The sequence below is a fragment of the Sulfitobacter pontiacus genome (genome assembly GCF_040790665.1).
Lineage (GTDB): Bacteria > Pseudomonadota > Alphaproteobacteria > Rhodobacterales > Rhodobacteraceae > Sulfitobacter > Sulfitobacter pontiacus.
In genome coordinates this window covers 465,021-479,019 of the sequence record NZ_CP160849.1, presented here as the reverse complement: position 1 = coordinate 479,019, position 13,999 = coordinate 465,021, and the positions used below count along the sequence as shown (strand labels likewise).

Annotated in this window: 14 protein-coding genes and 1 riboswitch; of the genes, 9 read left to right on the top strand and 5 right to left on the bottom strand. The window is 61.1% G+C overall.

What is annotated here, in order from left to right:
• Position 1: 1 nt before the first annotated feature.
• The 3 genes from AB1495_RS02285 to fabA all read right to left on the bottom strand — a co-directional run bounded on the left by AB1495_RS02285 (position 2) and on the right by fabA (position 2,719).
• A complete protein-coding gene (locus AB1495_RS02285) occupies positions 2-793 on the bottom strand; it encodes an enoyl-ACP reductase (protein WP_074634663.1) in 792 nt (263 codons plus the stop codon).
• Positions 794-802: 9 nt separating this feature from the next.
• Positions 803-2,032 (bottom strand): beta-ketoacyl-ACP synthase I, encoded by a 1,230-nt coding sequence (gene fabB / locus AB1495_RS02280; protein WP_005849436.1) that lies wholly within the window; start codon positions 2,030-2,032, stop codon positions 803-805.
• A 177-nt stretch (positions 2,033-2,209) separates the two neighbouring features.
• A complete protein-coding gene (gene fabA, locus AB1495_RS02275; RefSeq protein WP_005849435.1) occupies positions 2,210-2,719 on the bottom strand; it encodes a bifunctional 3-hydroxydecanoyl-ACP dehydratase/trans-2-decenoyl-ACP isomerase in 510 nt (169 codons plus the stop codon).
• 193 nt (positions 2,720-2,912) lie between these two features.
• Here fabA and irrA point away from each other — a divergent pair, with 193 nt between their 5' ends.
• Positions 2,913-3,332: an iron response transcriptional regulator IrrA gene (gene irrA, locus AB1495_RS02270; protein WP_005849434.1), complete on the top strand. Its 420-nt coding sequence runs from the start codon at positions 2,913-2,915 to the stop codon at positions 3,330-3,332.
• Between the two features lie 42 nt (positions 3,333-3,374).
• Here irrA and AB1495_RS02265 read toward each other — a convergent pair whose 3' ends face one another.
• The gene (locus AB1495_RS02265; protein WP_037966229.1) at positions 3,375-4,250 is read right to left on the bottom strand and encodes a glycosyltransferase family 2 protein; all 876 of its coding nucleotides are present in this window, start codon (positions 4,248-4,250) and stop codon (positions 3,375-3,377) included.
• A 114-nt stretch (positions 4,251-4,364) separates the two neighbouring features.
• Here AB1495_RS02265 and miaB point away from each other — a divergent pair, with 114 nt between their 5' ends.
• The 8 genes from miaB (at position 4,365) to metK (ending at position 12,234) form a co-directional block, all read left to right on the top strand.
• Positions 4,365-5,684: a tRNA (N6-isopentenyl adenosine(37)-C2)-methylthiotransferase MiaB gene (miaB, locus tag AB1495_RS02260; protein ID WP_074634662.1), complete on the top strand. Its 1,320-nt coding sequence runs from the start codon at positions 4,365-4,367 to the stop codon at positions 5,682-5,684.
• Positions 5,685-5,904: 220 nt separating this feature from the next.
• The gene (locus tag AB1495_RS02255; RefSeq protein WP_005849431.1) at positions 5,905-6,480 is read left to right on the top strand and encodes an OmpA family protein; all 576 of its coding nucleotides are present in this window, start codon (positions 5,905-5,907) and stop codon (positions 6,478-6,480) included.
• A 15-nt stretch (positions 6,481-6,495) separates the two neighbouring features.
• Positions 6,496-6,807, top strand: coding sequence for a hypothetical protein (locus AB1495_RS02250; RefSeq protein WP_005849430.1), 312 nt, complete (start codon positions 6,496-6,498; stop codon positions 6,805-6,807).
• A gap of 154 nt (positions 6,808-6,961) precedes the next feature.
• A complete protein-coding gene (locus AB1495_RS02245; RefSeq protein ID WP_009825126.1) occupies positions 6,962-7,951 on the top strand; it encodes a PhoH family protein in 990 nt (329 codons plus the stop codon).
• A 67-nt stretch (positions 7,952-8,018) separates the two neighbouring features.
• Positions 8,019-8,543: an rRNA maturation RNase YbeY gene (ybeY, locus tag AB1495_RS02240; protein WP_074634661.1), complete on the top strand. Its 525-nt coding sequence runs from the start codon at positions 8,019-8,021 to the stop codon at positions 8,541-8,543.
• Between the two features lie 20 nt (positions 8,544-8,563).
• The gene (locus AB1495_RS02235) at positions 8,564-9,472 is read left to right on the top strand and encodes a hemolysin family protein (RefSeq protein WP_005849427.1); all 909 of its coding nucleotides are present in this window, start codon (positions 8,564-8,566) and stop codon (positions 9,470-9,472) included.
• Positions 9,472-10,989: an apolipoprotein N-acyltransferase gene (gene lnt / locus AB1495_RS02230; protein ID WP_074634660.1), complete on the top strand. Its 1,518-nt coding sequence runs from the start codon at positions 9,472-9,474 to the stop codon at positions 10,987-10,989. The genes AB1495_RS02235 and lnt overlap by 1 nt, the downstream gene beginning before the upstream one ends.
• 8 nt (positions 10,990-10,997) lie before the next feature.
• A riboswitch (SAM-SAH riboswitch) is annotated at positions 10,998-11,045 on the top strand.
• Between the two features lie 4 nt (positions 11,046-11,049).
• The gene (gene metK, locus AB1495_RS02225; RefSeq protein ID WP_074634659.1) at positions 11,050-12,234 is read left to right on the top strand and encodes a methionine adenosyltransferase; all 1,185 of its coding nucleotides are present in this window, start codon (positions 11,050-11,052) and stop codon (positions 12,232-12,234) included.
• Positions 12,235-12,300: 66 nt separating this feature from the next.
• Here the strand turns inward: metK and AB1495_RS02220 are convergent, their stop codons facing one another.
• Positions 12,301-13,911, bottom strand: a complete 1,611-nt coding sequence (locus tag AB1495_RS02220) for a BCCT family transporter (protein ID WP_074634658.1) — start codon at positions 13,909-13,911, stop codon at positions 12,301-12,303.
• Positions 13,912-13,999 lie beyond the last annotated feature (88 nt).

Sequence of the window (13,999 nt, the reverse complement as noted above, 5' to 3'; positions counted from 1 at the left end):
GTCAAAGATGCTCGGCTTGCGGCATCCCCAGCACATGGAACCCGCCGTCGACGCGGATGATCTCGCCCGTTGTACAAGCCCCGGCATCCGAGGCCAGATAGACCGCGGTCCCGCCAACCGCTTCCAACGTCGCATTGGCGCGCATGGGGGCGTTTGTGTCGGTGTGCTTATAGGTCTTGCGCGCCCCGCCAATCGCGGCACCGGCAAGCGTTTTCATCGGGCCGGGGCTGATCGCGTTGACGCGGATGCCTTCGGGGCCCAGATCATTCGCCAGATAGCGCGTGGCGCTTTCCAGTGCGGCCTTTGCCACGCCCATGACGTTGTAGTTGGGCGTCACGCGGTTGGATCCCATATAGGTCAGCGTCAGCAGGGTGCCGCCATTCTCGACCATCAGCGGGTGCGCACGGCGGGCGATCTCGATGAAGGAGTAGGCTGAGATATCCATGGAGTTCTTGAAGTTCGCGCGACTGGTGTTCAGGAAGCGGCCAGTCAGCTCGGACTTGTCGGAAAAGGCGATGGCGTGGACGACGAAATCGATCGTTGGCCAACGCGCGCCCAATTGGTCAAACGCGGCATCAAGCGAGGCGTCGTCGGTGACATCGACATCGACCATGAAGTCCGACGCTACACTCTGCGCCAGAGGTTCGAGACGCTTCCCAAAGGCCTCGCCCTGATAGGTGAACGCCAGTTCCGCACCGGCTTCGGCCATCGCCTTGGCAATGCCCCAAGCGATGGAGCGTTCGTTCGCGACACCCATGATCAGGCCGCGTTTTCCTTTAAGCATGTCTGACATCTGCTGCCCTTACTCTTGGAATTTGGAAAGGATCATCGATCCGTTGGTGCCGCCGAACCCGAAGGAGTTGGTCATCACCGAATCTAGGCCGGCATTGTCCACACGCTCCAGCGCGATTTCGGACGGGTCCAGTTTCGGGTCCAGATCAACGACGTTGATGGACTTGGCGATAAAGTCATTCTTGAGCATCAGCAGGCAGAAGATCGCCTCGAGCGCGCCGGCGGCGCCTTGGGCGTGGCCGGTCATCGACTTGGTCGAGCTGACGGGGGGCGTGCTGCCTTGGCCAAAGACGCGACGGACCGCTTCGATCTCGCCCACGTCGCCGACAGGTGTGGAGGTGCCGTGCGCGTTGATATAGCCGACCTTGCGGCCCTCGGGCAGGGTTTCCAGTGCCAAGCGCATGGCGCGTTCGCCGCCCTCGCCGGACGGGGCCACCATGTCATGACCATCGGATGTCGCCGCATAGCCGGTGACTTCGGCATAGATCGTGGCACCGCGCGCCTTGGCGTGCTCAAGCTCTTCGAGCACCAGCATACCGCCGCCGCCCGAGATGACGAACCCGTCGCGGTTGGCGTCAAAGGCGCGGCTCGCGGTTTCGGGGGCGTCGTTATATTTGCTGCTCATCGCGCCCATGGCGTCGAACAGGCAGGACAGCGTCCAGTCAAGCTCTTCGCCGCCGCCAGCGAACATCACGTCCTGTTTTCCCAGCATGATCTGTTCCGCCGCGTTGCCGATGCAATGCAGCGAGGTAGAGCAGGCCGAGGTGATGGAATAGTTGATGCCCTTGATCTTGAAGGCGGTGGACAGGTTCGCGCTGACGGTGGAGGACATGCATTTCGGCACGGCAAACGGTCCGATCCGCTTGGTCGCGCCGGTGTCGCGTACCACGTTATGTGCGGTGAACAGCGCTGATGTCGACGGCCCGCCAGAGCCCGCCACAAGGCCGGTGCGCGGGTTGCTGATCTGGTCTTCGCTCAGGCCCGCATCCGCGATGGCTTGCTGCATGGCGATATAGGCATAAGCCGCACCGCCGCCCATGAAACGCAGCGCGCGTTTGTCGATGTGGTCGGCCACATCAATCTTGAGCGTCCCTGCAACGCGGCTGCGAAAGCCGTGCTCTGTCATTTCGGGGCTGGCGACGATGCCGCTGGTCCCGTCTTTCAGCGATGCCAGAACTTCTTCTGCATTGTTTCCGATGGACGAGACAATTCCCAATCCTGTGACGACGACGCGGCGCATGGGCTGCACTCCCTTAATCTGTGTGGGGCGGGTGCCCTCTTGATGCTGCGCGGCCCGCACGCTTGTCGCGGGGCCGCACGTTCGTTACCCGTTTGCCGCCTATGGGGCGACAAATCAAGTCATCAGTCTGTCTGGATGATCAGCAAGGTGATCCGAGCGATGATCTGACGGGTGGGCTTAGCTCTCGCTTAGCGCGACCTTCATGTCCTTGACCTGATAGATCACTTCGCCGTCGGCTTCGACGATGCCATCGGCAACGCCCATGGTCAGGCGGCGGGTCTGGATCGCTTTGGTAAAGTCGATCTTGTAGGTCAGCATCTTGCGGTCAGGGCGTACCATGCCGGTCAGCTTCACTTCGCCCACGCCAAGCGCATAGCCGCGCCCCTGCCAGCCGCGCCAGCCCAGGTTAAAGCCGGTCAGCTGCCACAGACCATCCAGGCCAAGGCAGCCGGGCATGATCGGGTTGCCGGGGAAGTGGCAGTCAAAGAACCACAGGTCCGGCGTGATGTCGAATTCCGCCGTGATGTGGCCTTTGCCATGGGCACCGCCATCGGCGGAGACGTCTGTGATCCGGTCCATCATCAGCATCGGCGGGGCGGGCAGCTGCGCATTGCCTTCGCCGAAAAGCTCGCCACGGGCGCATTTGAGCAGGGCTTCTTTGTCAAAGCTGGTGGGGTAGTCGGCCATATTATCGCGGCTCCTGAGGGCTGAATTTCAAATCCCGGCAGGTTTAGCATTGCGCGCCGCAGGCCCGCAAGGGCGCAGGCACACCGCATTTACGCGACGGCGAAAGGCTGCGCTGGCAAGAGTTTCCGGATTTCCGTTTGAAAACCGCCCCCATTGCCCCTTATATATAGCGCATGAGAGGGACTTATAGCCAATGACCCAAACAACACAGCAGATCAGTTCTGAGTGGCTTGCCAAGGCGGGCCTGCGCCCCACGCGGCAGCGCATGACGCTGGCGCATCTGTTGGTGGGCGACGGTCAGCACCGCCATGTCACCGCCGAAAGCCTGTTTGACGCGGCCAAGGGGCAGGGCGATGCCGTGTCGCTGGCAACGGTCTACAACACCCTGCGCGCCTTTTGCGACGCGGGGCTGATGCAGGAAGTCACGGTTGACGGGTCCAAAAGCTATTTCGATACCAACACCCATGATCACCCCCACTTTTTCTGGGAGGACGAGGCACGCCTGTCCGATGCGCCCTCTGACCAATTGGTGATCGCGCAACTGCCCGACGCCCCCGAAGGGGCCGAGATCGCCTCGGTCGATGTGGTGATCCGTCTGCGCCGCAAGGGCTAGGGTCGTTCGGTCTGGGGCACGGTTTTTACCGGTCCCGTGCGTTCAGAACCACTGCCCCGGTTCCATCAACCCCAGATCCAGCAGTTGGCGAGAATGCCATTCAAACGGCGCGGAGTTGTGCCATTTGAAGCTGGCGATACTATCCCTGCTGCCCGGGTTGGACTTGAGCGCCTTGGCCGTGCGGAAAGAACAGATCGACGCCGTGATATTGTGGTGCCACGGGCAGGCGTAGGTGTTGTATTCTTCATCCGTGAAGGTGTGATCGTCCCGCATCCGCAAGCCGGGCTTGGCGCGGAACAGCGAGATACGGTCGATCTTGCGCCGCGCGGCGGGCACATGTTCCTCGAACCGCCAACGCAATCCGCCAAAGAAATCAAGCTGCCGTTCCTTGGGATGGTTGTCCGGCGTGCCGTCAGGCCGCGCCAGCGCGTAATAGCCGGACCGGTCCAGAAAGGCGTTGTCCAGCGATACCGCGTTCGGGGCGGCATCTAGATCATCTGCATAAAGATCAACGACATAGGTGAGCATTGCATCGCGGCGCTCTTCCGTGTGAAAGGCCAGCAACTCCCCCACGGTGCGCGTCTCGCAGAAAGGGTAGAACAGATATTCGGCGTTGTAGCAGGTATAAAGCCATTGCCCCGGTGCGGCCTCGATCACGGCGTTTACGGCATTTTCCAGCGCGCCCTCGCGGTCCATGTCGTAGTCCACGCGCAGCACGCCTTTGCTTTCGGCGACATCACGGGCCAGCGCGAAGCTGGCGGGCATAAAGGCGACAACGGTGGCAAAGCCAAGCTGCTGGTGGTGGCGCAGGGTCGTCTCGATCTCTATCGCGTCCTCGACCATGATGAGGGCAATGGGCCCCTTGCTCAGCACCGCTTTGCTGTCGCTGATAAAATGGTCAAGACTGCGGTACTGCATGACACCCCGGCTCTATTTGTACTGTGCCTTAAATCTGTCAAATCGGGACGCATTGCAAGAGAACGCTGGCGCTGTTAGACCGCGCTTTTGCACCTTTGATCAACGGACCCTGCCATGACCGCGCCAAAAAAGCTGTTCATCAAGACCTACGGCTGCCAGATGAATGTCTACGACAGTGAACGTATGGCCGAGTCTCTGGGCGATAACTACGTCGAGACAAAGACCGCAGCTGACGCCGATATGATCCTGCTGAACACCTGTCACATCCGTGAAAAGGCAGCAGAAAAAGTCTATTCCGAACTGGGCCGCCTAAAGCCGCTTAAAGAACTGAACCCCGATTTGAAGATTGGCGTCGCAGGCTGCGTGGCGCAGGCCGAAGGGGCAGAGATCATGCGCCGTCAGCCGGCCGTCGATCTGGTCGTGGGGCCGCAATCCTATCACCGCCTTCCCGCGATGGAGGCGCGCGTGCGCTCTGGCAAAACCGCGCTTGATACGGATTTCCCCGAAGAGGATAAATTCGAAAAGCTGAAAGGCCGCGGCAAAGCGACGCGTGCGCCGTCTGCGTTTCTGACGGTGCAGGAAGGCTGCGACAAATTCTGCGCCTTCTGCGTGGTGCCCTATACCCGCGGGGCCGAAGTCTCGCGCCCCGCGACCCGCGTGCTGACCGAAGCGCGCGAACTGGTAGAACGCGGCGTGCGCGAAGTCACCCTGCTGGGTCAGAACGTCAACGCCTATCACGGCGTGGGGGAAGAGGGGGCGGATTACACGCTCGCCCGCCTGATCAAGGAGTTGGCCAAGATCGACGGGCTAGAGCGTATTCGCTACACCACCAGCCACCCCAACGATATGGACGATGCGCTGATCGCCGCCCATGGCGAGATCGACAAGCTGATGCCCTATCTGCACCTGCCCGTGCAATCCGGCTCGGACCGTATCCTCAAGCGGATGAACCGCAGCCACACCGCCGAAAGCTATCTGCGGCTGATCGAACGCATCCGCGCCGCTCGCCCCGATATCGTGATGTCGGGCGATTTCATCGTCGGCTTCCCCGAAGAAACCGACGCAGACTTCGAAGCCACGATGGCGCTCGTCCGCGAGGTGAAATACGGCTACGCCTATTCGTTCAAATACTCGACCCGTCCCGGCACCCCCGCCGCCGAACGCCCGCAGGTAGAGCCCGCCATAGCCGACGAACGCCTCCAGCGCTTGCAAGGGCTGATCACCGGTCAACAGCGCGAGATCCAGAACAGCATGGTGGGGCGCGATGTTTCTGTTCTTGTCGAAAAAGCGGGCCGCGAGGCGGGGCAGATGGTGGGGAAATCCGAATACCTCCACTCTGTGCATATCGACGAGGCGCAGGCCGAAATTGGCGACGTTGTCCGCGTCAGAATCGTTGATGCCAAAACCAATTCGCTGACGGCGCGTCAGATTTAGGTGTCACCGGTCGCGATTTGCCCGCAATGATTGTAGACCAAAACGGCTGCAATGGCCGGAAAATGGCGTAAGTGTGGCAGTAATATAGTAAATATGGCCGCATTCGCGCTTCACAGAAGCGCGTTTACCTCTTAATCTCACAACATATAGCGGACGACCGTGGTGCCTGGGGTATCTGTGGGTCTTCCGGCTGGGGGACAGTAAGAAAAGGACGAGGGCTGTGTTTAATACAATTTCCAAGGGGCTACGGCTGTTTGCGGGCACGATGATTGCCGCAACATTCGTGCTTCAGGCATCTGCTGCCGATGCACAAACAAGATCTCAACAGGGCCGCGACAAGGGCCAGTATATTCCAACGATCTGGGTTGACCCCGATGGGTGTGAACATTGGGTCATGGATGACGGTGCCGAAGGCTATATGACACCGCATGTCACCCGTCAGGGTATTCCGGTCTGCCGCCGGGGTAACGTCTGCGGCGTGATGAATACGGACCAGTTTTTCAACACCGACAGCTACCGTGTGCACCCGCAGGGCCGCGCCCGTCTGGCTGAATTCTTCAAGACCACGGGTGCCGTGTCCTATATCATCAGCGGGCACACAGACAGCCGCGCGTCGGATGCCTATAACATGAAGCTGTCGCTGAACCGTGCCAATGCGGTTGCCAGCATCGCCCAGCAATCGGGGGCCCGCATCGCGGATGTCCGTGGCTATGGCGAACGGATGCCAGCGGCGTCCAATGGCACAGCGGGCGGTATGGCCAAGAATCGCCGCGTCGAAATCATCTGCATTCGCTAAAGGGACAGTAACGTGATGAAAGCTAAGATTATGATGGTCACCGCCTGCGCCCTGACACTGGGTGCCTGCGCTGACTACGAAGGCCGGGGCTATCCCGCCGATAAAACCGTCGACCGTGGCTTTGACAAAAAGCACCTGAGCCAGCTTCAGGCCGGCATCTGGGTCGATCCCAACGGCTGCGACCACTGGATCATCGATGACGGCGTCGAAGGCTACCTGAGCCAGCGACTGGACAAATACGGCAAGCCGGTCTGCTCTGGCGTGGCCCAGCCCACATATACGGCGGGCGACTTCAAAGGCGGCTCGCGCGTCCGAGATCCCAACTGATCTTGCGACCACTCCTGCACATAGGATCGGGCCGGCGCGTTTTACGCTCCGGCCCTTTTTTGTCGGCTCAAAGGGGTACATAGTTTGAATATGGGACCCATATTAATCCAAAGACACCTCCAATTAGGAAAACGCTTTGCCATCTAGTGACACAATGACGCCTCCCGCTTCTCACGCGCAGCAGCTTGAATTTCCGGACAACCGGCTTCTGATCGATCTCTGCGGCCCCTATGACGCCAACCTGACCGCCGTAGAGACGGCGCTTGAGGTCCAGATCGTGCGTCGGGGCAACCATCTGTCGGTGATGGGAGAGGAAGACGCGACCACCCGCGCGGCCTCTGTGCTCGAAGGGCTTTACGCCCGACTGGAAGGCGGGCGCAGTGTGGAGCCCGCCGATGTCACCAGTTTGCTGCGCATGGGCGATTCAGCGGCTGGGACGGGGGTGCGCCCGGGCGACCAGATCGAGATGCCGAATTTGGGCGGCGTCGAAATCCAGACCCGCAAGAAACGCGTCGAACCCCGCACGGCTGCGCAGAAAGCCTATGTGCAATCACTGTTCGATAACGAACTGGCCTTCGGCATCGGCCCTGCCGGTACGGGTAAAACCTATCTTGCGGTGGCCGTCGGCGTGTCGATGTTCATCGGGGGCCACGTGGACCGCATCATCCTGTCGCGTCCTGCCGTTGAGGCGGGGGAGAAACTCGGCTACCTGCCCGGTGACATGAAGGACAAGGTCGATCCCTACATGCAGCCCCTTTATGACGCGCTGAACGATTTCTTGCCCGGTAAACAACTGGCCAAACTGATCGAAGAGAAAAAGATCGAGATCGCGCCGCTCGCCTTCATGCGCGGGCGGACCCTGTCCAACGCCTTTGTTGTGCTGGACGAAGCGCAGAACGCGACCTCGATGCAGATGAAGATGTTCCTGACCCGTCTGGGCGAAGGCTCGCGGATGGTGATCACCGGTGACCGGACCCAGATCGACTTGCCACGCGGCGTGCCATCGGGTTTGCAAGACGCGGAACGGCTGCTCAAGACGATCCCCAAGATCAGCTTTAACTACTTCACCTCGAAAGACGTGGTGCGCCACCCGCTCGTGGCCGCGATCATCGAAGCCTATGAAGCAGATGCAGGCCACGCGTGATGCCCGGCTGCTTCATTTTGCCAGATAAACTCCGGGGGGCCGGGGGCTGGCCCCCGGTGGGGCGCTGATGCAGGCGCTTGACGTGATAGAGGAAGACCCCCGTTGGGCCGGTCTGGACCTTGATGCCCTATGCCCCCGCGCGATGCGCGCCACATTGGCGCATCTGTCGCTGGATGCCGACACCGCCGAGGTGACGGTGCTGGCCTGCGACGATGCCCATATCGCCACGTTGAACGCAGATTTCCGCGACAAGCCCACGCCGACAAATGTGCTTAGCTGGCCTGCCGAGGAACGCGGAGCCGCGCGCGACGGCGAACTTCCGCTACCGGTCACGCCGGGGTTCGACAATATGCTGGAACTGGGCGACATCGCGATTTCATATGACACCTGCCACGCCGAGGCAGAGGCCGCAGGCCGCCCGATGGCCGATCACGTGACCCATTTGATCGTGCACGGGCTGCTTCACCTGTTGGGGTATGACCACGAACGGGACGGGGATGCGACCCTGATGGAACGGTTAGAGGTAGAAATACTTGGCAAATTGGGGTTGGATGACCCATATAGAGACGACGCAGTGCAACCGCCTGCCTAAACACATAAAGACAGGACCCGATGGGCGACACAGACGGATCATCTGAGGCGGCGCAGAGCGCGCAGTTGGAAGACATCATACCGGCCTCCGAGGCCGAAGAAACCGAAGACACCCCGAAATCCGGTGGCTTCTTTTCCCGGGTCATGGGCGCACTCAGCGCGTCGGACAACGAGGAAGAGGAGGAGATCACCGCGGCACAGGCTGACAGGCTGTCGACCCGCGGCATGATGAACCTGCGCCGGATGCGGGTGGATGATGTGGCGGTGCCCAAGGCGGATATCACCGCCGTGCCGGTGACCTCGACGCTGGATGAGCTGGTCGGCGTGTTCAAGGACAGCGGTCTGACGCGCCTGCCGGTGTATGACGGCACGCTCGATACGCCCGTTGGCATGGCCCACCTCAAGGATCTGGCGCTGACCCACGGCTTTAACGGCCGAAACACCGAATTTGACCTGCAGGCGATGCTGCGTCCCTTGCTGTTCGTGCCGCCGTCCATGACCATTGGCGTCTTGCTGACCAAGATGCAGGCCGAACGGCGCCACATGGCGCTGGTGATTGACGAATACGGCGGCGTCGACGGGCTGGTCACGATCGAGGATCTGATCGAACAGGTCATCGGCGAGATCGAAGACGAACACGACGTGGACGAAGGCAAGTATTGGACGGTCGAAAAGCCCGGCTGCTACCTTGCGCTGGCCAAGACGCCTCTGGATGATTTCGAGGCCGAGATTGGCCATTCGCTGACCGACCACGATGATGTTGACGAAGAAGAGATCGACACCCTCGGCGGGTTGGTCTTCATGCTGTCGGGACGGGTGCCGGCACGTGGCGAAGTGGTCGTGCATCCCGATGGCCCCGAGTTCGAGGTGATCGACGCCGATCCGCGCCGGATCAAGCGTTTGCGCGTGCGTATGGCCGGATCTCACTGATGACTTTGCGTAGTGCCGCTTGGATGCGGTTCGGGGCCGCGGTGCTTGCGGGCGTTGTCGCCGCCTTTGGGCAGGCGCCGTATGACCTGCCGCTGGTCTTGCTGGCTGCACTTGCGGCTGTTCTGTTGATCTACCGCTTTGCTGCGACGCCTCGGCAGGCCGCAGCGATCGGCTGGGGCTTTGGCTTTGGCTATTTCTTGCACGGATGGTCGTGGCTGGTATCGCCCTTCATGGTCGACCCTGAACGCTATGCCTGGATGGCACCTTTTGCTGTGGCAGGGCTGACGGGCGGTTTGGCGTTGTATTGGGCTTTGGCGTTCTACGTGTCCCGCCGGTTGTCGGCACAGGTCTGGCCGCTGATCTTCGTCCTGCCCGCCGCCGAAATGCTGCGCGGTTATCTGTTCACCGGCTTCCCGTGGGGGATGTTCTCTCAGTCTTTGGTCAACCATTGGCCCGGGCAGGGGCTTGCGCTGGTGGGGCCCTACGGCATGACCCTTGCCTTTGTCGCGCTGGCTGTGGCGGTGGTACAGCGCGCGCGGGGGCCGTTGCTGCGGCAGGGCGCTGTCTGGGGCGCGCGGGTCTTGGGCGTGGCGGCGTTGACGGTGCCCTTTTGGGGTGGCGACGCGCCGATCACCGACCATATGATCCGTATGGTGCAGCCGAACGCGGCGCAGAAAGACAAATGGGACCCCGTCAAAATCCCCGAATTCTTTGATCGTCAGCTGGCGCTGACCGCTGCACCGCCTGCGCAGGGGGATGCGGCGCCTGATCTGATCCTCTGGTCCGAAACCGCCATCGCATGGCCGCTTGATTTGGCCCATGGCGCGCTGACCTATATCAGCGAAGCCGCCGCCGGTACGCCTGTGGTGCTGGGGGTGCAGCGGCGCGACGACATGGCCTATTACAACTCGGCCGTGGTGCTGGGGCCAGATGCCGAGGTTGTGCAGACCTATGACAAGCACCACCTCGTGCCCTTTGGCGAATATATCCCCTTTGGCGATCTGTTGGGCCGTATCGGTCTGCGCGGCATGGCGGCGCAGTTTGGCAGCGGGTTTTCCTCGGGTCCGGGGGCCGCGCTGATGGATCTGGGGCCCTTGGGCCAGGCGCTGCCCCTGATCTGCTACGAGGCCGTCTTTGCGCGGGACGTTAACGCCGCACCTGCGCGGCCTGCGTTCTTGATGCAGCTCACGAATGATGCGTGGTTCGGCAAGGGGCAGGGGCCGTTGCAGCATCTGGCTCAGGCCCGGATGCGCGCGATAGAGCAAGGTCTGCCCATGGCACGCGTCGCCAACACGGGCGTTTCGGCGATGATTGACCCCTGGGGCCGCATCACAAAGAGTTTGGCCCTGAACGAGGCAGGCTTTCTGGATGCCCCTCTGCCCGCTCCACGCCCTGCGACACCCTATAGCAGATGGGGCGAATGGCCGTTTCTTTTCATAACTTTGGCGGGGTTTGCCCTTGTTATCCTGCGCCGACGACGCAACTTAAAGTTTGACCAAAGGGGCAGGCAAAGCTAAGCCCCGTTAATCGGCCACAACGGCTTCCTGACGTGGCTAAGAAATCTATTGGAGCACTAAATGTCCCGCAAAAACTACACGTTCACTTCGGAATCCGTTTCCGAGGGCCACCCGGATAAGGTCTGCGACCGGATTTCCGACGCCGTACTTGATGCCTTTCTGACCGAAGAACCCGAAGCGCGTGTCGCAGCGGAGACCTTTGCGACCACCAATCGCGTGGTCATCGGCGGCGAGGTTGGCCTGTCGAACAAGGACAAGCTGGATGAATACCTTGGCAAGATCGACGGCATCGCCCGCGCCTGCATCAAGGACATCGGCTACGAGCAGGATGAATTCCACCACGCCACCTGCGAGATCACCAACCTGCTGCACCCGCAGTCGGCACATATCGCGCAAGGCGTGGACGCGTCAGGCGACAAGGAAGAAGGCGCAGGCGATCAGGGCATCATGTTCGGTTTCGCCACCAACGAGACGCCAGAGCTGATGCCGGCACCGATCCACTATGCCCATGCGATCCTGCGCCGTCTGGCCGAGGTGCGCAAAGACGGGACAGAGCCGACATTGCGCCCCGACGCCAAAAGCCAGCTTTCCGTGCGCTATGAAGACGGCAAGCCTGTTGGCGTGTCCTCTATCGTCTTGTCGACGCAACACGCCGATGCAGGCCAGACCAGTGCCGACATCCGCGACATCGTCGAACCCTATATCACCCAGGTTCTGCCCGAAGGCTGGATCACCCCCGACACCGAATGGTGGGTGAACCCGACGGGGACCTTTGTCATCGGCGGCCCTGACGGCGACGCGGGCCTGACCGGGCGCAAGATCATTGTGGATACCTATGGCGGTGCGGCTCCTCATGGGGGCGGCGCGTTCTCGGGGAAAGATCCGACGAAGGTTGACCGCTCTGCCGCCTATGTGGCGCGCTATCTGGCGAAAAACGTCGTGGCTGCCGGTCTGGCCGAAAAGTGTACGATCCAGCTGAGCTATGCCATCGGCGTGTCCAAGCCTCTGTCGATCTACTGCGATACCTATGGTGGCGACGCGGATGTTACGGATGCGGCGATTGAAAAGGCGATCCGTCAGATCATCGACCTGACACCGCGCGGCATCCGCGAGCATCTGCAGTTGAACCGCCCCATCTTTGAACGCACCGCGGCCTACGGCCACTTTGGACGCGCGCCCGAAGCGGATGGCGGCTTTAGCTGGGAAAAGACCGATCTGGTCGATGCGCTAAAATCTGCGCTGTAAACACATGCGTCATGGCACAGGAAAGGGCAGCCCCAATGGGCTGCCCTTCTGCGTTGGTGGGGGCTGCTACAGATCCCCTAGACGGGGGCGTTTGCCGATAGAGACGTGGTCGATATCTTCGGTCCGGAACCCTTTGATCAGCGAGGGGATCATCGCAAAGACCAGCAGGAAGATCGGCAAGCCGACGACCGTGATCACCTGTTGCAAGGCGGTCAGCCCCAAGTCCCCTGCAAGGATCAACAGCATCGCGGCGACCAGCCCTTCTGACACGCCCCAGAACACCCGCTGGCGGGTGGGGCCGGGTTCGGGCGAACCGGTGCACAGCATGTCGACAACCAGCGATGCGGAATCCGAAGATGTTGCAAAGAAGATTGCCACCACCAGCACGGCGATACCCTGCACAATATCGGCGAAAGGGAAGCTTTCGAAAAACGCGAACATGGCAAGCGGGACTGAGTCAGCCACAGCAGCGCTCAGCGAACCGGCCTGCGCGCCAAGAGCCGTGCGCGCGGCGGTGCCGATGCCATCAATCTCCATCGCTTGCCAGCCGAAGATCGAGAACCAGATCAACGTGAACAGCGACGGCGCCAGCAGCACGCCAAAGACGAACTCCCGTATCGTGCGCCCCCGCGAAATCCGCGCGACGAAAAGCCCGATGAAGGGCGACCACGTGACCGTCCAGGCCCAGTAGAACACCGTCCAGCTGCCCTGCCAGCCCCAATCCCCATTCGAGGGGTTGGTATCGGCAAGCATATCATTCCAGAAGGCGAGCCGTGGCAGGTTGCTTAGGTACAGGCCAAAGGTCTCGACCATGCCGCGCAGCAGGAACAGGGTCGAACCGGTCACCAGCACAAAGACCATCAACGCCACGGCCATGCCGATATTGAGGTTGGACAGCAGCTTTACCCCCTTATCGAGCCCCGCCACGATAGACACCACGGCTACGGCTGTCAGCGCGATCAGGATGCCGACCTGAAGCGGCACGCCGTCGTCCCACCCAAATAGCGCCGACAGACCCGCTGCGATCTGCGATGACCCCAACCCAAGCGAGACCGCGACGCCGAACAGCGTGCCGAGGATCGACGCAATGTCGATCGCCTTGCCCCAAGGGCCGTGGATGCGCTCTTTCAACAGCGGGTAAAAGACCGAACTGACCCGCACGGGCAGATCATAGCGGTTGATGAAATACGCAAAGGCCAGACCGGGCAGCGCGAAGATCGTCCAGGTGTGCAGCGCAAGGTGGTATGTGGCGATAGAGATGGCGTCTTGTGCGGCCTGTTCCGTAAAAGGTTCAACGCCGGGCAGGGGCGGGTCCGAAAAATGGCTGATCGGCTCTGCCACGCCCCAGAACATCAGCACGGTGCCGATGCCGCCCGCGAATAGCATGGTGAACCACGACAGGTTTGTATAGTCGGGGCGGCTGTCGCGCGGGCCAAGGCGGATATGGCCGTGACGGCTCATCGCGGCCCAGATCAGAAAGCCCAGCCAGACGTTGACGCCAAGAATAAAGAACCACCCCAGATGTGATACGATCCAAGCGCGGCCTGTAGCGAACGCATCCCCGATAGGTTCAGGGGCAAGGACAAGAGCCAGTACAAATAGGGCGGTACACAGGGCGGAAACAAAGAATATCGTAGGATCCGTTCGTAGTCCTAGTCGGCTTGCCAGTTCCCGCATTCGCATGTCCTCCGCTGCATTATTATCGGTTCTTGGTCAGGTAGAACCCTGTAGCTCAACGTAAAGTCTTCGTGATCGTTCCGGGTTT

Excerpts from the sequence above, each read along its gene's own strand:
- AB1495_RS02285 (WP_074634663.1), bottom strand. The coding sequence starts at position 793 with ATGTCAGACATGCTTAAAGGAAAACGCGGCCTGATCATGGGTGTCGCG.
- fabB (WP_005849436.1), bottom strand. The coding sequence starts at position 2,032 with ATGCGCCGCGTCGTCGTCACAGGATTGGGAATTGTCTCGTCCATCGGA.
- fabA (WP_005849435.1), bottom strand. The coding sequence starts at position 2,719 with ATGGCCGACTACCCCACCAGCTTTGACAAAGAAGCCCTGCTCAAATGC.
- irrA (WP_005849434.1), top strand. The coding sequence starts at position 2,913 with ATGACCCAAACAACACAGCAGATCAGTTCTGAGTGGCTTGCCAAGGCG.
- AB1495_RS02265 (WP_037966229.1), bottom strand. The coding sequence starts at position 4,250 with ATGCAGTACCGCAGTCTTGACCATTTTATCAGCGACAGCAAAGCGGTG.
- miaB (WP_074634662.1), top strand. The coding sequence starts at position 4,365 with ATGACCGCGCCAAAAAAGCTGTTCATCAAGACCTACGGCTGCCAGATG.
- AB1495_RS02250 (WP_005849430.1), top strand. The coding sequence starts at position 6,496 with ATGAAAGCTAAGATTATGATGGTCACCGCCTGCGCCCTGACACTGGGT.
- AB1495_RS02245 (WP_009825126.1), top strand. The coding sequence starts at position 6,962 with ATGACGCCTCCCGCTTCTCACGCGCAGCAGCTTGAATTTCCGGACAAC.
- ybeY (WP_074634661.1), top strand. The coding sequence starts at position 8,019 with ATGCAGGCGCTTGACGTGATAGAGGAAGACCCCCGTTGGGCCGGTCTG.
- AB1495_RS02235 (WP_005849427.1), top strand. The coding sequence starts at position 8,564 with ATGGGCGACACAGACGGATCATCTGAGGCGGCGCAGAGCGCGCAGTTG.
- lnt (WP_074634660.1), top strand. The coding sequence starts at position 9,472 with ATGACTTTGCGTAGTGCCGCTTGGATGCGGTTCGGGGCCGCGGTGCTT.
- metK (WP_074634659.1), top strand. The coding sequence starts at position 11,050 with ATGTCCCGCAAAAACTACACGTTCACTTCGGAATCCGTTTCCGAGGGC.
- AB1495_RS02220 (WP_074634658.1), bottom strand. The coding sequence starts at position 13,911 with ATGCGGGAACTGGCAAGCCGACTAGGACTACGAACGGATCCTACGATA.